The sequence below is a fragment of the Microcystis sp. LE19-8.1F genome, from assembly GCF_027531715.1.
Classification (GTDB): domain Bacteria; phylum Cyanobacteriota; class Cyanobacteriia; order Cyanobacteriales; family Microcystaceae; genus Microcystis; species Microcystis wesenbergii_A.
Window position 1 is genome coordinate 1 of sequence record NZ_JAPZSO010000028.1, and the last position, 17,883, is coordinate 17,883.

Genomic DNA, 17,883 nt, shown 5'->3' on the forward strand with positions numbered 1-17,883 from the left:
TTTACTGATGCTTTGGAGGCTTTTCGTACAGCGATGTCTTTTCGTTTTTTCCCTTGGCTAACGCAGAATATTGATGTCTTTTCCGCTCACAAAGCGGCTTTGGGCTACATTTGGGCTTGAAATTTGTTTAAGTCCCATTAAAAAAGTTCTTATCTAACAAAGTTAGCTAATGTCAGGGTTAGATGATATCGGCGAAGTTTTTTTCTAGTCGTCGAAAATACCAAATACCACTGACTAGCAAGAGAACGACTAGGGCCAAGGATAGCAGGAATCCGGGCCAATAGATGCCGGCATCACCTCCGATAATCGCCCAACGAAAACCATCAATGACTCCCACCATGGGATTGAGAGAGTACAACCAACGCCATTTTTCTGGAACTATATTACTACTAAATCCTACGGGAGAAATATATAGCCCAAACTGAATGATAAAGGGAACGATATAACGAAAATCTCGAAATTGAACATTTAACGCTGATAACCATAAACCCCCACCCATAGAGGTAGCAAAAGCCATGAGAATGAATAAAGGTAGGGTTAAAATGCGCCAACTAGGTAAAAAATTATACCAAGCCATTAACCCTAACAGAATCATTCCTGAAAGCAAAAAATCAACGAAACTGACAATAACGGCACTGGTGGGAACAATTAACCGGGGAAAATATACCTTAGAAATTAGATTAGCATTATCAATTAAACTATTACTAGCTTCAGCAAGAGAACTAGCGAAAAATTGCCAGGGTAAGACCGCCGCAAAGACCAAAATTGGATAGGGGGCAGTGCCATCACTGGGTAAACGGGCTAATTTACCGAAGACAAAGGTAAATACTAACATGGTTAAAAATGGCCGCAGTAATGCCCAAGCAATGCCGATAAAAGTTTGTTTATAACGAACTAAAATATCGCGCCAAGCCAGGAAATAAAATAATTCTCGGTATTGCCATAAATCCCGCCAATATTGTCTTTCACTTCGCCCAGCTTCAATAATTAATTCTTTTTTCATTACTTTTGAGGTTCTGGAGGTTTCTGTTTAGAAGCTTCTGCGATTGCTTGATTTAAACGAGTTAATTCTTCTTTAAACTTCGGTTCTTGGGGATAGGTTTTGACTAATTTTTCCAGGAGACTTTTAGCTCCAGAAACGTCTTGAGTTTGTAATCTTGTTCCATAAAGAACTAGCATAACTTCGAGATTTTCGGGATATTTTTGATATAACTTTTCTAAAGGTTCTCTGGCTCCGATAAAATCTTTTAACTGTAAACGAGCTTGGGCCAGTCCTTGCAAAGCAGTGGGGTTATCCGGTTCGCGTTCGAGAATTTTCTCATACCCTTTGACCATTTCTGCTAATTTTTCGGGGGGAATAGTTGCCTCTTGCCCGGGTTGATTGCCTTGGGGGGAATTAGAATTATTATTTTTCAATAAACCTAAAGTTGGCACAATCATTAAAGCCAGAAATACTAAACCGGAGGAAACAATTAAGACTCGTTTGAGGGTATCGTTATTTTTTTTGGGCATACTTTTTAAAGATTAGAGATAAGATTAATCAGTAGTAACTCGATGCAATTCGTGACCCCAAAGATTATAAGCCCAAATTCCCAAGCCAAAACTACCTAAGCAGAGAATGGTGATCATCAGGAAAACTTGCCACCTATTGTAACCTGCTTCCTGAAGTTCTAGACGACCGAGGATAGCAGCAGCTAACAGAATTAAAACTCGACTAAATACCGCCCACTTGTGGAAGATAAAGACTACCGCCAAAGACCAGCCGAGAATTGATAATACAGCGCTAATATCGTTTTTAAACCAACTGCGGAAAAATACCGGCATTAAGTCACTAAACAGAGTTAATCCTAGGGCAATTGAGAGGATAACCCCTACCGCTAGGATATAGATGATGATTTCTAGCCATTCGCTGGTGAGAGTCCAATTCATCTCATCACCGCGGGCAAGTAACCAATCACTCCATGATAAACGCTCATGGGCGATCGACCAGCCAAACAGCCCATAGACCGATGGTATTAGAAAAGTAAGTAGTATAATGCGCCAAAACATAATCAGTTATCAGTTATCAGTTATCAGTGATCAGTTATCAGTTATCAGTTTTGAGTTATTAGTTATCAGTTTTGAGTATTAAGGTTCTTCGTTACTTGGTATGGTTCGATAGGGGGGCATAAATCGACTAAATCCTTATCTGGCAAGAGACTTAATTGATAACCCCCGTCCATTGCATAACACAAACCGAAGAGCCAGTATTAAGTGAGCAGTATGTATTAAGTGAGCCTGATCAAATGCCAGTTTACTACTGTCTTTTCACTGATTACTGTTTACTGCTTACTGATCACTGATCACTGTTTACTGATCACTGAAAAAAGTCAAGCCTGAACCCTGAAAGAGACGAAAATTGCCCCTTTTCAGACTTCAGGCCCCTGGGATTGTCCCGATCGCTTAGGACATATACTGGATGATAAAGTCGAAGTAGGGGGCTGCTGCCACGGCATCTTCTTGAGTCAAAAGAGCTAAAGCGGCCTCTTTGAGACAACGAATCGCTTCCACCATGCCGGGGATGGGAACATTAAGAGAGTTATACATCTCTTTGACCCCAATCAGGCCAGTTTGTTCGATCGGTCCTTTGTCTCCAGCTAATACCCCATAGGTAACTAGACGCAGATACCAACCATAATCGCGCAAGCATTGATTATATTGACGCTGACCGTAGGCGTTACCCCCCGGCGCTCTATAATCAGGACGTTTCTTGAACAGTTGTTTTTGAGCCTGATCGACGATTTTTTTCTCATTTTCAGCGAGAGTCTCGGCAATGCGAATTCTCTGCTCACCGGTTTTTAAAAATTGCCCGATACCCTGTAGTTCACCACTACTAGGATAACGAAGTTCGTCGTCGGCTTTGAGGATGACTTGGCTAACTACGCTCATAATATCAAGGTAAATTCTGATAACATTCTGTAGTTTATCTCAGGTCGGGGTCTGGAAGTCGAGTCATCCCTGCTGGTTAGGCAATTCCTAAAAATTGTAATATTTCGTTATGAGTTTCCCCGACAGCCCGGTTACTCTCTAGAATGAATGTATTAGTGGTCAGGAGCGAGGAGATGGCAATTGAGATGTCACCGCACACTGATTAACTTGAACCCGATAAGTGGTAATTAATATGGAATTTTTAGCACCCTTGCTATTGATAGCGGGCATTCTGGGATTAAATGGCTTTAAAATCGATCGAGAATACCAGCGTGGTGTTATCTTTCGCCTAGGGCGTTATCAAGACACCAAAGGCCCCGGACTGTACTGGATCATTCCCCTAGTTGACCAAAAAATGCAGCTGGATATTCGCACCAAAACCGTCGATATCGCCCCGCAAGAAACTGTCACCGCCGATAATGTCACAATTAAGGTTAATGCGGTTCTCTACTATCGCATTATCGACCCTAGCAAAGCGATTAATAAAGTCGAATCCTATCCCGCGGCCGTTTATCAAGCGGCCATGACCACTTTAAGAAATGTCGTCGGTCAAAATCATCTCGATGATGTCTTGCAAAAACGAGACAAAATTAATCATGCAGTCCAACAAATTGTCGATGAAATTAGCGAACCCTGGGGTATCGATATCGAACGGGTGGAGATGAAAGATGTGGAAATTCCCACTGGTATGCAGCGGGCCATGGCCAAGGAAGCGGAAGCATTGCGAGAAAAACGGGCCCGTTTGATTAAAGCTGCCGCAGAACAGGAAGCCTCCTTAAAATTAGCGGAAGCTTCCCGATTAATCATGGAAAATCCCGCCGCTTTGGAATTACGCCGCCTACAAATGTTAACGGAAATTGGAGCGGAAAATAACACCAGTACCGTGATTATGCTTCCCTCCGATATCTTAAATCTCGCTCAAAAATTAACCGAAAAACTATCACAAAATGGCTCAATTGTCAATAGCCAAAAAGGTTGATTTTTAATCATAAAGATTGGGTGTGTTAGGTTGGTTTAAGTAAGTGGTTATAATTAAATTGAAGATAGATTTTGTCTTTGATCCCCCCTGCCCCCCTTAATAAGGGGGGTAGCTGACAATTTTTAACACCTATCTAACACACCTAAAATTGTTAATTAACGCATGGTGACGAATTCCTCGGCAGCACTGGGATGAATGCCGACAGTGGCATCAAAATCGGCTTTTGTCGCCCCCATTTTTACGGCAATGGCTACTCCTTGAATAATTTCGGCGGCGTGATCTCCCACCATGTGCGCGCCAAGGATTTTACCACTTTCCTGATGGACAACTAATTTCATCAAAGTTTTGTCCTCTCGGCCTGGTAAAACATTGTAACCGGGGCGGAATTTAGACCGATAAACTTTAATTACCGTGTCACCATATTGTTTTTTTGCTTGCAATTCTGTTAATCCCACCGTCGCCGCTTCAGGAGTAGAAAATACTGCCGAAGGAACGTTTTCATAACTCATTAACCGGGGTTTATTACCAAAGACTGTATCGGCAAAAGCTCGCCCCTGATTAATGGCCACGGGAGTTAAATTAATTTTATCAGTACAATCGCCCACGGCATAGATATTATCTTCGCTGGTTTGGCTATACTCGTTGACGACAATTGCCCCGTTTTTGACCTCAACATTGACATTCTCTAAGCCCAATTTTTCCAGCTTAGGAATTCTTCCCGTAGCGGCTAATCCTAGGGCATCAACAAAGAGCATTTCTGAGGTTTCTTTCCCCTGAATATGTACTTTTAAACCCTCATCAGTTTTCTCGATCGAAGTGGGGAAAGTTTCGGGCATAATTTTAATTCCCTGACGGATCATTTCCGCTTGAATCTCATCGCGGATATCCTCATCAAACCCTCTTAAAATCTTGTCTTTACGGATTAACTGCACCACTTCCGTCCCTAATCCGTGCATAATACCGGCAAATTCTACCCCAATATATCCCGCTCCTAAAACTATAATTCTTTTTGGTTGTTCTGGCAGTTGAAACATGGCATCAGAAACTACTGTATGTTCGATCCCTGGAATATCAGGTTTAACCGGATGTCCCCCCACGGCAATTAAAATTTTATCAGCAGTAATTTTCTCCTCTCCTACCTCTAGGGTATGGGTATCAATAAACTTGGCATAATTAGGAAAAAGCGTCACTTGAGAATTATCGAGCATCTTTTGATAAATGCCATTTAAACGGATAGTTTCCTGATTAACGGCGCTGATTAATTTTTGCCAATTTAACTGACTCTCTACTGGACTCCAACCGTAACCTTCCGCATCCTTAAATAGTTGCGGAAAACGACTAGAATAAACCATTAATTTTTTGGGAATACAACCACGATTAACACAGGTTCCTCCCAAGCGATCATATTCTGCTAATCCCACTTTTGCCCCGTATTCGGCTGCCCGTCTAGCGGTGGCAATACCCCCAGAACCACCACCAATCACGAATAAATCAAAATCATAACTCATAAAAATATCCTCGCGAATGTATAGAAATTTGACGGAATCAAGAAACTTTCTGGGCAAAAAAGGATAGAGAATATCTCGGATCAATCCCTAACTGAATCTATTCAGTAACTAGGACAATATGGTCACTAATGCTGCTAAATTAGAGTCAATTTATTTACTGCCAAGATTTAATTCTATGCTAACACGCCGATCGAAATTATCTTTTCTCTTGGGGACTTGTTCCCTATTTCTCTGGGTAAACCATCCCGTCACCCTCGCAACCCCCATCAGTCAAGACAATTCCCCCCCTTCCCAGTTTATCTGTCCGGCAGACTTAGCCACCAGGATCGATCGCATTTTGGCCCGACCCGATTATCAAGGCGCTTATTGGGGAATTTTAGTAAAATACCTCAATTCTCAGGAAAATCTCTATAGTATCCACGAAAATAACTTTTTTACTCCCGCTTCTACCGCGAAACTATTAACCACTGCCGCCGCTTTTAGCAAATTTAACCGCGATTATCGTCTGAAAACCCCCATTTTAGCCCAAGGCAACCCCCCCGATTTAGAGACTTTAACCTTAGTCGGGACGGGAGATGCAACCATAACCACAGAAAAGTTAGAAAAATTAGCAGAAAAGTTAAAAGCAGGGGGAATTAACTCAATTTCTCGCTTAATTGTCGTTGCTAGTCCTTTTGTCGTCTCCGATAGTCAAAAAACCTGGGAATGGGAAGATGTCTTTTTTGACTATGCTGTACCCGCTTCTAGCTTGGTTTTAAACGAAAATTCCGTCAATTTAAGGCTTTTACCGCGACAATTGGGGCAAAGCTTAGATTTACAATGGTCTGATCCCATTGCCGCTAAACAATGGCTAATTGAGAATCAAACCAGCACCGCAGCGCAAGGAAGTCCGAATACTCTAGCAATTAGGGGCAATTTAGCCAATAATCGCCTAATTATCACCGGTTCTCTGGCGATTGATAGTCAAGATGATTTTAATTTAGCTATTCCCCAACCCTCGGAATATTTCCTCGATCGCTGGCGTAATATTCTTGAAAAAGCGGGAATTAACGTTAAAAACGCCGAAATTAGCTCAGAAATTCGCGGCGATGAGATCACCAATTTAGAATCAGAACCCTTGGCATATTTGGTGGAAAAAGTCAATAAAAATAGCGATAATTTACTAGCCGAAACCCTACTACAAATGCTCGGCGGTGTGTCGGGATTGCAAGAAACTTTAACAAAACTGGGAATTAACAGCGATAGTTATAAAATCGGCGATGGTTCGGGGCTATCACGACAAAACCTAATTAAACCCAAGACTTTAGGTCAAATTTTACAACTAATGGCAGAAAACCCTGATTATCGGCGTTCTTTAGCCATTGGCGGCATTGATGGCACTTTAACCAATAGATTCCGCCAGACTCCCCTAGAAGGACGATTACAGGCAAAAACTGGGACATTAACCGGAGTTGTCGCCCTCGCTGGTTATCTAGAAACCGCCGACAATCAACCCCTAATCTTTAGCATAACCGTAAATAACAGCGATCAACCCGCCACCACCCTCAGAAACGGCATCGATGAGGTGATTTTGCTCCTAGGACAGTTAAAACGCTGTTAATCTTTAGGAGGCAAAAGGCAAAAGGCAAAAGGCAAAAGGCAAAAGGCAAAAGGCAAAAGGCAAAAGGCAAAAGGCAAAAGGCAAAAGGCAGCTTTGTTCTCCCCAACACCCCACTTCCCCAACACCCCAACCCCCAACCCCCAACTAATTCGATCGAGTCATTTAATCACAGAAGCTTGTATACTTCTGTAAAAATTGCTTCTAGCTGACCTGTAGATTAATCGACGGAGTATTGATATATGTATATAGTTCAGGTTGCCTCTGAGTGCGCCCCGGTGATTAAAGCCGGGGGATTGGGGGATGTGGTATATGGATTGAGTCGAGAATTGGAAATTCGGGGTCATTGCGTGGAGCTAATCCTACCCATGTATGATTGTATGCGCTACGACCAAATTTGGGGCTTACACGAGGCTTATCGGGACCTGTGGGTGCCTTGGTACGGTGGGGCAATTCACTGTAACGTTTTTTGTGGTTGGGTACACGGGCGCTTGTGTTTCTTTATTCAACCCAATTCGGGGGATAATTTCTTTAATCGCGGTACTTACTACGGTTGTAAGGACGATAATATGCGTTTTGCCTTCTTCTCTAAAGCCGCTTTAGAATTTTTGCTCAGAAGTAATAAACGTCCCGATATAATTCATTGTCACGACTGGCAAACCGGTTTAATTCCGCCCTTACTTTTTGAAATTTATAAATATCATGGTATGGGCAATCAGCGCGTTCTCTATACCATCCATAACTTTAAACATCAAGGATTTGGCGGTGCGGAAATTCTCCGGGCAACAGGATTAAATAACGATACTTACTACTTTAGCTATGCCCGAATGCGCGATAACTTCAATCCTTTTGTGATTAATTTTATGAAAGGTGGCATCGTCTTTTCCAACTATTTCAACACCGTCTCACCTCACCATGCTTGGGAAGCACACCACACCGATGTTAGTTACGGTTTAGGTCATACAATTCACCTGCATCAACACAAATTTACCGGCATTCTCAACGGTTTAGATTACAATATCTGGAACCCGGAAGTGGATAAATTTATTGCTGCACCCTACGGTATTGATAGCTTCTCCGAGAAGGCAGGCAATAAAAAGGCACTGCGAGAAAGACTCTGGTTAAGAGATGAGGCAGAAAAGCCCTTAATTTGTTATGTTGGTCGTTTAGATGACCAAAAAGGCGTACATTTAGTTCACCATGCCATGTATTATGCCTTAGCTCGCGGGGCGCAATTTGTCCTCTTAGGTTCCGCCACCGAATCGTTAATTAATAACTGGTTCTGGCACGAGAAAAATCACCTAAATAATAACCCTGATGTCCATATTGAATTGGGCTTTAATGAGGAATTATCTCACCTCATTTATGCCGGGGCCGATATGATTGTGGTTCCCAGTAATTTTGAACCTTGCGGACTGACACAAGTAATCAGCTTAAAATACGGAACTGTTCCCATCGTCCGGGGAGTTGGTGGTTTAGTTAATACGGTTTTTGATCGCGATTATGATACCTATCACCAACCGGAAGAACGCAATGGTTTTGTCTTTTTTGATCCCGATAATAATGCCCTCGAATCAGCCATGTCCCGGGCATTAGAATTGTGGTACACTCAACCGGAAGAATTCCAAAAATTAGCGATTCAAGGTATGGAATGCGATTACTCTTGGAATGGTCCCGGGGAAGAATACGTTGCCCTCTATGAAATGATTCGCCACAAATAAACTGCATCTTGTCCCTAGCAATTCCCTGGCATTTGTCAACAGAAATTCAAGGAATAGATTTGTTGAAATTACCCGGGGAATTGCTAGACTTTTGACCGATTCCTGACTCCTGATGACCGACTCCGTTCGGCTGAGCTCACGGCCGAAGCCTAACACCACCAACAAACTTTTTGCCGCAAACCCTACCTAGTAGAGCAGAAATGTTAACTTTGCTTGGTATTCTTGGGTGAGGGGATGACTAACTCCTAAAATCTGAAATATGGCTAACATGGCTTTTCTTGCCCCATCCTGACGATATTTTCTACTTTCTCCCACCACGCTGATCAGTTGATCTAAAGCGGCGGCATAATCTTCTTTTAAGGCGAAATTAATCCCAGTAAAAAATATCGGATCGAGGGGATTATTTTCTGGTTTTAACTGTTGAAATTCTAGGAGAGTTTTCCAACCTTTTATAATAGGATTTTTCTCTTTAATAGCACTAATTAATCGATAGGCATCTGACCATTTTTCCAGACGCATGAGAAATTTTACCGCCATAATAACTAATTGCGGTTCGTCGGGATATTTGGGAAAAAGACGATCGAATAATTGTTTAGCTGCGGGCAAATCATCGAGGGCGATCGCTTCTTGGATTTCTGCCAATCCTGTTTCTAATTCCGATTGTAAATCGAGACGGGAAAATAAGTCTCTAATTTGTTCTTCTGGCAAAGCACCGACAAAACAGGGTAACACTTCTCCCTTGCTGACAATTCGCACATCGGGAACTCCTTCTACATCGAATTGTTCGGCTAATTGGGGATTTTTATCTATATCTATTTTTGCTAGGATAAAATTATATTCACTTGCCAGTTTTTCCAGCATCGGTTTTACCAATTTACAGGGTCCACACCACAGGGCATAAAAGTCTAAAATCACTGTATTTAGATAGGACTTCTCGATCACTTCACTGTCAAAATTTGTCCCATCTACATCGATAGAATATCCCATCTATTTCTCCTCTAATAACTTATTTTTCAGATAGTTTTGTCTCACTTACCTCTTTTACCCAAAGGGCTAATCCTCCCCCTCGTCCCCGGGCTGCCATCATTGTTTCTGTGATCAGGAAATAGGCAAAAAATGCCTGTTTTTTGATACTTTCCTGATAAAAATTAGCTTCACTTACCTGCCCATTTCTAATAAAACCTGAATAGAGAGAGCGATTAAATAGGGTTAGGTTGAGCCGGGTAAAATCAAAGGCGAGAAGACGGGTTTTAGGAAAAAACTTAACTGGACCGCTTACGGATAGTTTTACCGCCCCTAAAACTATCTGATTGCTGACGCTTCCAGAGATAAATTCTCCCGGTTCTAAGCTCTCATTTCTTTGGTAAGAGATGGTAATTTTTAACCAGGACGGTAGATAGCGACCCTTACCCAAAACAATTCCCGCTCTCTTTTTCGCTTTTTGAGTTCCTGTGATAAAGTATAATCGCCAAGTACCGACTAAAGCCTCAAAAGTAAGATTTTCTTTAGTTTTTTTAGTGTTTTTTTCTTTGGTTAAGAGAAATTCCAGCAATTGAGAGACGGGGGGGCGATGATTGTCCTCAAGTATTAGGGGTGAGTCGAGATTTCTAACCATGATTTCAGACAGTGCCAAGATATTTTAGCTGAAGCTACCGAACTCGAAAAAGCGAGCGATAAACCGGTTGACCCTTATTATAAGTGGACTTTTCCCTCTCCGTCGGTACGGGGAAAATATTTTCCTCTAACCAGGGGGTTTGATGTTGCCGAACAAAATTGGGATGTGCTTGAAATCTCTCGGTCATTTCCAGGGCGATCGATTCCACATCCGACTGTAAAAAAACCCAGCCCCCAGCTACCATATACTTAGCCAAAGCTATTACTAATTCTGGCTGCACAACTCGACGCTTACTGTGACGCTGTTTAAACCAAGGATCGGGAAATTGAATCGACACCCAAAATAACTTATCTGCGGGCAAAGATTGCAGTAAAATTTCTGGGGCAACATTCATATTGCCAAAAACAAAAGCGAGATTACTTAATCCTAACCTTTCCCGTTCCTGATTCGCTTCAATTACCAAAGGTTGACGAATTTCAATCCCCAAAAAATTAATTTCTGGATATACTTGGGCCATTTGTAACAAAAATTTACCCCGCGCACAACCAATGTCAAGATGGAGAGGTTGCGTCATATCCTGATAAACTTGATTCCAATCGGGGGGAGCGATCGGATGGCGATATTTATGACTTAAGGGATTGACGTGCTGACGAACGCGAACTTTAGCCAAAGATATTTTCTCCTCATTTCTCCTCGATCGATCTAGTTTACCGATATTTAGCCCAATTCAATGCGATGAATTTCCGTTTCGCCATTCTCAGCGATCCTCATATCGCTTTACCCACAACCATTTTAAACCATTCTAATCGCTTTCATCTGGTGGAAGTGAGTATTCCCGCTTTAAAAATTGTTTTAGACCATCTCATCACCCTTAACCTCGATTTTCTGCTGATTGCTGGCGATTTAACCCAAGATGGTGAACCAGAAAATCATCGTTGGTTAGCCGATTGTTTAGCCACTTTACCCTTTCCCGTCTATGTTGTGCCGGGTAATCATGATGTTTTGAGTTTAACCGCAACAGAAAACCAGATCGGTTTAGCAGATTTTCCCTTTTATTATCAACAATTTGGTTACAGCGACCCCGAACAAATATACTACCAAAAAGAAATTTTACCCGGAGTGCAATTAATCGGTCTTAATTCTAATCAATTCGATGACCAAGGTAAACAAATTGGCAGTTTAGATGCAGAACAATTGCATTGGTTAAAACAGATTTTACCAGCGCTAAAAAACGATCTAGTGATGGTGATGATCCATCATAACGTTATCGAGCATTTACCCGGACAAAGCAATCATGAATTAGGTAAACGCTATATGTTGGCTAATGCGGTAGAACTACTCGATATACTACAGGAAAACGGCGTAAAATTGTTGATTACTGGCCATCTCCACGTGCAGGATCTGGCTTTTGCTAGAGGTATCTATGAAATTACCACCGGTTCCCTCGTCAGTTATCCCCATCCCTACCGGGTGCTAGAATATTGCGAAAACACGGTTGAATTAGCCATAGAATCCTTTCATCTGCAAAATATACCCGGATGGGAGAATTTACCCGCTATTTCTCGGCAATGGTTAGGCGATCGCTCTTATCCTTTTATGATGCGTTTGTTAACCTGCCATCCCCTCAATCTTCCCGTGAGTCTAGCGGAGGAATTAGCCCCGAAATTACGAAATTTTTGGGCAGATGTGGCCCAAGGTGACACAATCTTCGATTTTAGCGATTTTCCGCCCCTAGTACGCCGTTATTTCTACGCTTTCAGTGCCATCGATCCCCTCGGCAATCCTCATTTTATCGACAATCAAGCTGTAATTAGGGTTTGCTGAAAAAGCTTTTCCTAGGGGCAGGGTGTGGGGTGTGGGGTGTGGGGTGTGGGGTTTTACCGATTTTCAGGTGGTCAATTACCTAATTTTCAGGGAAAAAGTCCAGGAATTTTCCCCCTAATCACTCCAAAGGTCGGCACTTTTTGAGGGAAAACAAGTCTAAAAGTCTTATACAACAAGGTTTTTAGATTTATTCATCAAGCCGTAATTAGTTTCAAGCATCAGTTCAGTTATCAGCGATCAAACTTGCTGGTGGAGATGAGAGAATAGCTGCAACAAATAATTAACTATAGCTTATAGTTATAGGACTATCCGGCAGCGCAGCCGCTATATTGGCAGAAAATGTCAAAAAAAATCAATGGAAGCAATTAAAAAGGAATTGAAAAAAATCGGTTCTCTTACCCTCTTTTTTTTCTTGGCTTTCGGTTATATTCTTCTGATCATGAAATTATTTCTGGAAGAGTATTCGATTACCACCTACGTTTTGGGTAAAGCGATCTTAGGGGCGATCATTGCCGCAAAAACCGTGGCCATTCTCGACGTGGCCCTGAAGCTAGAATGGTTAGAAAATCGACCCCGTTACCTTAGCGTTCTGTATCGAACCTTTGTTTATACCCTAGCAGCACTGATTCTCGGCTCGATCGAGGGTTTTCTGGAAGCTTATCGGGGAACGCGGGTAATTTCGGAGGCAATGGCCAAATTTTGGCAAAGGGAAAGTTTCTCTCAAATCCTTGCGGTTACTCTCTGTCTCGCAGTGGTTTTTTGTCTCCACAATCTCTGGCACGAAATCGATCGCTCTTGGGGTAAAGGCAAATTGAGAAAATTTTTTCTCGGTCGCCCCTAGAGTACAGCAGTTATCCTAATGGTGAAGTTTTTGGGGAGTTGGTCGTCAGGAGACAGGGATTTAGGGAGATAGGGAGATAGGGATTTAGGGAAATTTCAGCTAAATTCCCCACTACCCCCCGCAACGCGCACGCAGTGACCACCCCACTACCCCAACACCCCACACCCTGCCCCCACGAAAAACTTTTTGCCGCAAACCCTACTTATGATACTTGACCAATTTTTGAACTTAGAAGGAATCTCTATTCAAGGCTATCGACACCAACATTCCCTACATTTGCGAGAATAGCCAAGGGTTGCTGATTTTTTTCTTAACCACAAAGACACAAAGGACACAAAGAGAGGGAGTGAGGGATTTTCACTACTCTAAGAGCGCCCAGATAGCCGAATAATCTAAGCGTGAATATGAATTTGACTAAGAATATAACGCAAGCGATCGTAATCATCTTTGAGTAAAACACTTAACTGTCTGCCCACATTTACTAACCACTGTCGATCGGCTTGACGTAATTGATACATCTGACGGATAGAAGCGGCTGCCAAAGCTTCCACGGGAGTATTCTTGACCTGTAATAAAATTCTTAAAAAGTCTAATTGTTCGCTAAAATAAACCACTTCTAACGACTCACATTGATAAACTGCCTGATGAATTTGTGGAGGCCGGGGAGGAATATATTGATAGATATAACCTCGCCCGGCACCATTGCCATTAACTTGTCCAGGCAGGGTTTCAAAACCGACAATAGTTGCCCGAAATTCCGTTTTTAACATAGCAAAAATCTGCGGCTGTTGTTCCCGCAATTCAGCCAAAGACAACCCCAAAGCTCTAGCGCGATGTACCGAATCGATGGGGGCAGTGGTGGCAAAGGTGACAATCCCAAAAATCTTATTACCCGTTTCTTCATCGTAGGCTTTCACCCAACTACCAAAAGCGGGCATAAAAGGAAAGTTTAACTCCTCTGGTTCCAAACATTGCGCTAAAAACTCGGTCGTCGTCGTCTCGATAACTTCGGCGATATGATCGGGATGGCGGTTATCCGTAGCCAATTGCGGTAAGGGTGGACGCATGGTTATTTTTTGCCTTTAGCCGGGGCAATAATTACTTCTTCTAATTCCGAGAGATTAAAGGTAACTAACTTATCCCAGTTGCCCCCCTCAAAAAGAACGGCCACTTTCCCATCGCTTAAACGCTGGGCTAAACCTTCAAATTTATAGTAGGTATCATCGGGATTGGTGACTCGAACGGTACTACCTGGCAAAATCATAGGATTGACGACGAAATTATAATTAACTGTCTCTTAGCTTATCAAAAATTAGTTATCAGGGAGTCGTGACTTACCCCTACCTTCTGTTATCCGTCTTAGGCAATACGTTCGTGTTCCCTACCCGATCAGGCGATCGCAATTCGTTGATCAGGCGACAATTGTTGTACTGCTTAAATAAGCTGTTCTAAAGTTAAGGGAATGGTTCTCATCGATTTTGCTTTAATAATTTATAATTTGCTCTATTCAACCCTCAACCCCAGCCACAGGCGAGCGCACTAACTCGTAGGGTGCGCCATTCCTAAGCGTAACGCACCAATTTGATGATAAAGTTGGTGCGCGGGGCGCGGATTGTTAATTTAGGTTTTTTGTCAGAGATTAAGTACCTAAGCAAAATTAATTACACATATCTACCCCCCCTTGCCTCTTGCCTCCTGCCTTTTGCCTTTCTTCACTAGGAAATTTATTTTGCACGACTACTTATCACCGCAAACACGCACCCTACAAGATCGGCGTACTGCTAGGCAGTGCCTTCGGCATCGCACTATTGGGCATTCAGGTTTCTGAGAATTTTTTGTGCTAAAAATTCTTTGATTTCTGTATGTCGTGGTACAGCTTCAATGACCCCAGTTTGAGGGTTAATCCAAAGAGAATGAGAAGCACCCTCTCGCTTAAGATAACAACCAGCTTTCCGCAACTTTTTTTCTAATTCTTGACGTTTCATGGAATGGAAATTGTCTCCTCGATCGCCTCTTTCGGTAGTCCTCGACGAATATCAGCCAAACGATCTTCAAAAATTAGTTGAATAGCACTTTTTAGGCTTTCTTTGGCTTCTTCAATGGTTTCTCCTTGACCATTTGCACCTAGGACTTCAGGACAAATCGCCCAGTATCCCCCTTCTGTTGCTGCTTCAATGATGGCGGTGAATTCTCCTTTCATGACAATCTCCTTTGATAATTTATGAATTATTCGATAATTTATGAATTAGCGTGCTGCTACGCAGTGCCTTCAACATCGCACTCTCAATCAAAATATCACAAGATCACGACACAAGATTAGAGCATCATGGGGATGATGTTGGGTTGAGTACCCATCACCCAACCTACAAGATCAGGCGATCGCACTACAAGATCGGGTGATCGCACTTTAAGTAAATTAATGATCGCCTTTCGGAATTTAGAATTAAGAATGAAATATACAGCGAGCGCACTACAGTGTTTAAGATTAATTGAATATCAATTTTTCTGCTTCATCTTCTGATATTGATTGAGAAGAAATAACAATAAATTGTTCAGGAGATAAAATTACATTTTCATAAGTAAAACCACCAATGACTTTAGGATTAGAAATCATTAAATCAATAGCGTATGCTTCAGGATTAGGATAGCATTCAACTATGGCACCAATTGTTCCTTTAGGAATGATTAAATCTGAAAAATCGGCGGTTATATCTATTAAAGTTTGAATCAAATCATTAATTTTTGCTTTCATTATGTTTTGCTCCTTTAGCTGTAAACTTCTAACCAGTTTGTAATTAATCTAGGAATAATTTTGCCTTGATCTATTTGCCAGATTGTGATTAAATTTCCTTGCCCTCCATTAAAACCTTTGATCCTAATTGTAACTTTTAATCTCATACCATAGGGATTATTTTTGCTTTTATAGGCTGGTGCATAAGGTAAAATTTGACGAATTTGTTGAATTATATCTTGAGTTGCAATTTGACGGCCTTCTTGAGTTTCAACAGAATAACCTATCATGGCAAATCCCATCCATTTTCCTTGATTTTAAGGGTTGTTAGGTTGCAATGAGTAATCGGTAAACTTTCGCAAGTCTATTTCGGCTTGATCTGCATTTGGTAAGGGATCTCCTTCTTTCCAGCTAATACTCATATTACAATCTTACAAATGCTCTGAATCAAGCTCTGGGATTAGAGTATCATAATTTCAGAGCATAGGGTTAAGATTCCTGATTATATGAGCAAAGATAATAAAAATCATTCGCAGTTTGAGCTAAACGAAGTGCCACCCAACCCATAACATGAAGAATAATCGGGGGATGATGTTGGGTTTCCGTTGTCAACCCAACCTACAAGATCAGGCTTATTTTTCAGGGATAGCGGATAAGATAGCTCGCAGTGCTTTGTTTACATCTTCAGAATTTTTGAAAACTTTAGCGACATCTGGTTCTAAGGTGACAGTTATTTTTATTTCATTTACCTGAGAAGCAAAACGATTAGGATGAGCCTTAGTATAATCAAAGTTATATTCAGGAAGTAGGTCATCTTGTAAATTTTGTTTGGTTTCAGAATCCTGTGTATTTTTCATAGTCTTGTCGTTCTTTTTTGGTTGTTAAACGTGCGCTGATAATACGAATCATTTGATTTATTTCAGTAAAACAAACTACTAAAAGACGATTCTTGTCATCGTGTCCGATAATAATTTCTCGTTTTTCACCGACCGAATGCCACTCATCATCAAAAATGTAGGCTAAAGGATCTCGAAAAAAAGCCTTGGCTTCTTCAAAATTGATGCCATGCTTTTTGAGATTAAGTTTTGCCTTGGGGTTATCCCACTCAAATTGTAAGTTCATAAACTCAATTCTAGTTCAATCTCCCCCTAAACAGCGCACTCTCAAATTTTGTCGTTGTCATACTCCCAAGGTATCATAGCTAGTGGACTGTTTCAGCTAATTTGGTGTATTAGAAAAATGCTATAAATTTTATAATCTAAGACTTTAAGCCGAAATCTATTGCCTTATTTTAGTTGAAACAGTCCAGTAGGGTGCGCCCTTCGTAAGCGTAACGCACCAATTTAATAATTACGAGACAATGCCATTAATAAACTTCATCATGAGTTCCAATATCGATTAAATTGATTTCTTCTTCTAATGTTTCTTGATTTTGCTCAAAACAGAAGACAATACGACAATCATATTCAACCGAACAAGCCCAAGCTCCTGATAATTTTCCTTTAAGTTTATGAGTGCGTAATATAGGATTATAGGGATCTTCAGCAAGTAATCTTAATTTAGCCTCAATTTTGGTTTTTAAATCGGGTCGGCGTTTAATGATTAGCTTAAAAGCTCGTTTAAAGGATGAGTTTAGAATTAATTTAGTCATTGTTTAATTCTGCGATAATATCATCAATGTTTCCCCGAAATAATTTTCCTTGTTGATAGTCTTGACGAGCTTGATAGATATTTTTGGCAATTTCTTCTCTTCTTTTTTCAATTTGTCTATGTCGAATGATATTGATTAAATCATCTTGTTCATCCAGAGAAAGATCGTCAATCATTTCTAAAATTTGATGAAATTGTATAGTTTGTGACATTACGGATTTTCCTTTTTCAAATTGAAGAATAAGTTTATTTTAGCTCTAAGCAACAGAGGAACGATCACCATCAACCCCACCGACAAGAACGATCGCACTCAACCCCACCGACAGAGGCTCGCCATCAAACATCATCATAACCCGTAGGTTGGGTTAAACGAAGTGCAACCCAACACACACCAATAGGAGACAATGAGGGATGATGTTGGGTTTCGTTCCTCAACCCAACCTACAGGAT

The 17,883-nt window shown here is 41.3% G+C and carries 23 protein-coding genes and 1 pseudogene; 6 read left to right on the top strand and 18 right to left on the bottom strand.

From position 1 onward, the window contains the following. Positions 1-178: 178 nt before the first annotated feature. From O9334_RS03535 to O9334_RS03550, 4 genes are all read right to left on the bottom strand, one after another. The gene (locus O9334_RS03535) at positions 179-1,003 is read right to left on the bottom strand and encodes an ABC transporter permease (protein WP_190381284.1); all 825 of its coding nucleotides are present in this window, start codon (positions 1,001-1,003) and stop codon (positions 179-181) included. Then, a complete protein-coding gene (locus O9334_RS03540) occupies positions 1,003-1,512 on the bottom strand; it encodes a tetratricopeptide repeat protein (protein ID WP_045359834.1) in 510 nt (169 codons plus the stop codon). Before O9334_RS03540 ends, O9334_RS03535 begins: the two co-directional genes overlap by 1 nt. A gap of 24 nt (positions 1,513-1,536) precedes the next feature. Continuing rightward, complete coding sequence (locus O9334_RS03545; RefSeq protein WP_045359836.1) at positions 1,537-2,049, bottom strand: hypothetical protein; 513 nt, start codon at positions 2,047-2,049, stop codon at positions 1,537-1,539. Positions 2,050-2,442: 393 nt separating this feature from the next. After that, a complete protein-coding gene (locus O9334_RS03550) occupies positions 2,443-2,928 on the bottom strand; it encodes an allophycocyanin subunit alpha-B (RefSeq protein WP_002769830.1) in 486 nt (161 codons plus the stop codon). Positions 2,929-3,160: 232 nt separating this feature from the next. Here O9334_RS03550 and O9334_RS03555 point away from each other — a divergent pair, with 232 nt between their 5' ends. Further along, positions 3,161-3,946 carry a slipin family protein gene (locus O9334_RS03555; RefSeq protein ID WP_287999409.1) on the top strand — a complete coding sequence of 262 codons (786 nt, stop codon included), beginning with the start codon at positions 3,161-3,163 and terminating at the stop codon, positions 3,944-3,946. Positions 3,947-4,101: 155 nt separating this feature from the next. Here the strand turns inward: O9334_RS03555 and gorA are convergent, their stop codons facing one another. After that, complete coding sequence (gene gorA, locus O9334_RS03560) at positions 4,102-5,454, bottom strand: glutathione-disulfide reductase (RefSeq protein WP_287999412.1); 1,353 nt, start codon at positions 5,452-5,454, stop codon at positions 4,102-4,104. A gap of 175 nt (positions 5,455-5,629) precedes the next feature. On the opposite strand from gorA, the gene dacB reads away from it, so the two are divergent. Then, positions 5,630-7,054 (top strand): D-alanyl-D-alanine carboxypeptidase/D-alanyl-D-alanine endopeptidase, encoded by a 1,425-nt coding sequence (gene dacB, locus O9334_RS03565; protein WP_287999434.1) that lies wholly within the window; start codon positions 5,630-5,632, stop codon positions 7,052-7,054. A gap of 239 nt (positions 7,055-7,293) precedes the next feature. Then, on the top strand, positions 7,294-8,772 hold the full coding sequence (gene glgA / locus O9334_RS03570) for a glycogen synthase GlgA (protein WP_045359842.1): 1,479 nt from the start codon (positions 7,294-7,296) through the stop codon (positions 8,770-8,772). Positions 8,773-8,958: 186 nt separating this feature from the next. Here glgA and O9334_RS03575 read toward each other — a convergent pair whose 3' ends face one another. The 3 genes from O9334_RS03575 to trmB are packed head-to-tail and all read right to left on the bottom strand — an operon-like array spanning position 8,959 to position 11,057. After that, positions 8,959-9,759: a tetratricopeptide repeat protein gene (locus tag O9334_RS03575; protein ID WP_287999416.1), complete on the bottom strand. Its 801-nt coding sequence runs from the start codon at positions 9,757-9,759 to the stop codon at positions 8,959-8,961. A gap of 19 nt (positions 9,760-9,778) precedes the next feature. Beyond that, positions 9,779-10,387, bottom strand: coding sequence for a hypothetical protein (locus tag O9334_RS03580; RefSeq protein WP_190381441.1), 609 nt, complete (start codon positions 10,385-10,387; stop codon positions 9,779-9,781). Positions 10,388-10,421: 34 nt separating this feature from the next. Continuing rightward, complete coding sequence (gene trmB / locus O9334_RS03585) at positions 10,422-11,057, bottom strand: tRNA (guanosine(46)-N7)-methyltransferase TrmB (RefSeq protein ID WP_190381442.1); 636 nt, start codon at positions 11,055-11,057, stop codon at positions 10,422-10,424. A 65-nt stretch (positions 11,058-11,122) separates the two neighbouring features. On the opposite strand from trmB, the gene O9334_RS03590 reads away from it, so the two are divergent. Together O9334_RS03590 and O9334_RS03595 are read left to right on the top strand one after the other, a co-directional pair. Continuing rightward, positions 11,123-12,211: a metallophosphoesterase family protein gene (locus tag O9334_RS03590; protein WP_287999420.1), complete on the top strand. Its 1,089-nt coding sequence runs from the start codon at positions 11,123-11,125 to the stop codon at positions 12,209-12,211. Positions 12,212-12,566: 355 nt separating this feature from the next. Further along, the gene (locus tag O9334_RS03595) at positions 12,567-13,052 is read left to right on the top strand and encodes a hypothetical protein (RefSeq protein WP_287999422.1); all 486 of its coding nucleotides are present in this window, start codon (positions 12,567-12,569) and stop codon (positions 13,050-13,052) included. Positions 13,053-13,444: 392 nt separating this feature from the next. On the opposite strand, the gene O9334_RS03600 is transcribed toward O9334_RS03595, so the two are convergent. Both O9334_RS03600 and O9334_RS03605 read right to left on the bottom strand, forming a co-directional pair. After that, complete coding sequence (locus tag O9334_RS03600; RefSeq protein ID WP_045359852.1) at positions 13,445-14,119, bottom strand: HAS-barrel domain-containing protein; 675 nt, start codon at positions 14,117-14,119, stop codon at positions 13,445-13,447. A gap of 2 nt (positions 14,120-14,121) precedes the next feature. Next, a complete protein-coding gene (locus tag O9334_RS03605; protein WP_002759298.1) occupies positions 14,122-14,316 on the bottom strand; it encodes an NAD(P)H dehydrogenase subunit NdhS in 195 nt (64 codons plus the stop codon). A 61-nt stretch (positions 14,317-14,377) separates the two neighbouring features. Between O9334_RS03605 and O9334_RS23030 the strand changes: the two are divergent. After that, positions 14,378-14,494, top strand: a pseudogene (locus O9334_RS23030) (hypothetical protein); the annotation flags it as partial. A gap of 363 nt (positions 14,495-14,857) precedes the next feature. Here the strand turns inward: O9334_RS23030 and O9334_RS03610 are convergent. The 8 genes from O9334_RS03610 to O9334_RS03645 all read right to left on the bottom strand — a co-directional run bounded on the left by O9334_RS03610 (position 14,858) and on the right by O9334_RS03645 (position 17,645). Continuing rightward, positions 14,858-15,037 (bottom strand): type II toxin-antitoxin system HicA family toxin, encoded by a 180-nt coding sequence (locus O9334_RS03610; protein WP_002782277.1) that lies wholly within the window; start codon positions 15,035-15,037, stop codon positions 14,858-14,860. Continuing rightward, a complete protein-coding gene (locus O9334_RS03615) occupies positions 15,034-15,252 on the bottom strand; it encodes a type II toxin-antitoxin system HicB family antitoxin (protein WP_004163690.1) in 219 nt (72 codons plus the stop codon). The genes O9334_RS03610 and O9334_RS03615 overlap by 4 nt, the downstream gene beginning before the upstream one ends. A gap of 285 nt (positions 15,253-15,537) precedes the next feature. Continuing rightward, on the bottom strand, positions 15,538-15,804 hold the full coding sequence (locus O9334_RS03620) for a hypothetical protein (protein WP_045359854.1): 267 nt from the start codon (positions 15,802-15,804) through the stop codon (positions 15,538-15,540). Positions 15,805-15,818: 14 nt separating this feature from the next. Then, positions 15,819-16,085, bottom strand: coding sequence for a DUF6883 domain-containing protein (locus O9334_RS03625; protein WP_238567831.1), 267 nt, complete (start codon positions 16,083-16,085; stop codon positions 15,819-15,821). Between the two features lie 330 nt (positions 16,086-16,415). After that, the gene (locus O9334_RS03630) at positions 16,416-16,640 is read right to left on the bottom strand and encodes a hypothetical protein (protein WP_002782285.1); all 225 of its coding nucleotides are present in this window, start codon (positions 16,638-16,640) and stop codon (positions 16,416-16,418) included. Continuing rightward, on the bottom strand, positions 16,618-16,905 hold the full coding sequence (locus O9334_RS03635; protein WP_045359855.1) for a BrnT family toxin: 288 nt from the start codon (positions 16,903-16,905) through the stop codon (positions 16,618-16,620). Before O9334_RS03635 ends, O9334_RS03630 begins: the two co-directional genes overlap by 23 nt. A 244-nt stretch (positions 16,906-17,149) precedes the next feature. Next, the gene (locus O9334_RS03640; protein ID WP_045359857.1) at positions 17,150-17,434 is read right to left on the bottom strand and encodes a type II toxin-antitoxin system RelE/ParE family toxin; all 285 of its coding nucleotides are present in this window, start codon (positions 17,432-17,434) and stop codon (positions 17,150-17,152) included. Then, the gene (locus O9334_RS03645; RefSeq protein WP_045359858.1) at positions 17,427-17,645 is read right to left on the bottom strand and encodes a hypothetical protein; all 219 of its coding nucleotides are present in this window, start codon (positions 17,643-17,645) and stop codon (positions 17,427-17,429) included. Before O9334_RS03645 ends, O9334_RS03640 begins: the two co-directional genes overlap by 8 nt. Positions 17,646-17,883: the final 238 nt, after the last annotated feature.

Excerpts from the sequence above, each read along its gene's own strand:
- O9334_RS03580 (WP_190381441.1), bottom strand. The coding sequence starts at position 10,387 with ATGGTTAGAAATCTCGACTCACCCCTAATACTTGAGGACAATCATCGC.
- O9334_RS03645 (WP_045359858.1), bottom strand. The coding sequence starts at position 17,645 with ATGTCACAAACTATACAATTTCATCAAATTTTAGAAATGATTGACGAT.
- O9334_RS03610 (WP_002782277.1), bottom strand. The coding sequence starts at position 15,037 with ATGAAACGTCAAGAATTAGAAAAAAAGTTGCGGAAAGCTGGTTGTTAT.
- O9334_RS03590 (WP_287999420.1), top strand. The coding sequence starts at position 11,123 with ATGAATTTCCGTTTCGCCATTCTCAGCGATCCTCATATCGCTTTACCC.
- O9334_RS03630 (WP_002782285.1), bottom strand. The coding sequence starts at position 16,640 with ATGAAAAATACACAGGATTCTGAAACCAAACAAAATTTACAAGATGAC.
- O9334_RS03605 (WP_002759298.1), bottom strand. The coding sequence starts at position 14,316 with ATGATTTTGCCAGGTAGTACCGTTCGAGTCACCAATCCCGATGATACC.
- O9334_RS03640 (WP_045359857.1), bottom strand. The coding sequence starts at position 17,434 with ATGACTAAATTAATTCTAAACTCATCCTTTAAACGAGCTTTTAAGCTA.
- O9334_RS03540 (WP_045359834.1), bottom strand. The coding sequence starts at position 1,512 with ATGCCCAAAAAAAATAACGATACCCTCAAACGAGTCTTAATTGTTTCC.
- O9334_RS03600 (WP_045359852.1), bottom strand. The coding sequence starts at position 14,119 with ATGCGTCCACCCTTACCGCAATTGGCTACGGATAACCGCCATCCCGAT.
- O9334_RS03550 (WP_002769830.1), bottom strand. The coding sequence starts at position 2,928 with ATGAGCGTAGTTAGCCAAGTCATCCTCAAAGCCGACGACGAACTTCGT.
- O9334_RS03635 (WP_045359855.1), bottom strand. The coding sequence starts at position 16,905 with ATGAACTTACAATTTGAGTGGGATAACCCCAAGGCAAAACTTAATCTC.
- O9334_RS03555 (WP_287999409.1), top strand. The coding sequence starts at position 3,161 with ATGGAATTTTTAGCACCCTTGCTATTGATAGCGGGCATTCTGGGATTA.
- dacB (WP_287999434.1), top strand. The coding sequence starts at position 5,630 with ATGCTAACACGCCGATCGAAATTATCTTTTCTCTTGGGGACTTGTTCC.
- O9334_RS03595 (WP_287999422.1), top strand. The coding sequence starts at position 12,567 with ATGGAAGCAATTAAAAAGGAATTGAAAAAAATCGGTTCTCTTACCCTC.
- O9334_RS03535 (WP_190381284.1), bottom strand. The coding sequence starts at position 1,003 with ATGAAAAAAGAATTAATTATTGAAGCTGGGCGAAGTGAAAGACAATAT.
- O9334_RS03545 (WP_045359836.1), bottom strand. The coding sequence starts at position 2,049 with ATGTTTTGGCGCATTATACTACTTACTTTTCTAATACCATCGGTCTAT.
- glgA (WP_045359842.1), top strand. The coding sequence starts at position 7,294 with ATGTATATAGTTCAGGTTGCCTCTGAGTGCGCCCCGGTGATTAAAGCC.
- gorA (WP_287999412.1), bottom strand. The coding sequence starts at position 5,454 with ATGAGTTATGATTTTGATTTATTCGTGATTGGTGGTGGTTCTGGGGGT.
- O9334_RS03620 (WP_045359854.1), bottom strand. The coding sequence starts at position 15,804 with ATGAAAGCAAAAATTAATGATTTGATTCAAACTTTAATAGATATAACC.
- O9334_RS03615 (WP_004163690.1), bottom strand. The coding sequence starts at position 15,252 with ATGAAAGGAGAATTCACCGCCATCATTGAAGCAGCAACAGAAGGGGGA.
- O9334_RS03575 (WP_287999416.1), bottom strand. The coding sequence starts at position 9,759 with ATGGGATATTCTATCGATGTAGATGGGACAAATTTTGACAGTGAAGTG.
- O9334_RS03625 (WP_238567831.1), bottom strand. The coding sequence starts at position 16,085 with ATGGGATTTGCCATGATAGGTTATTCTGTTGAAACTCAAGAAGGCCGT.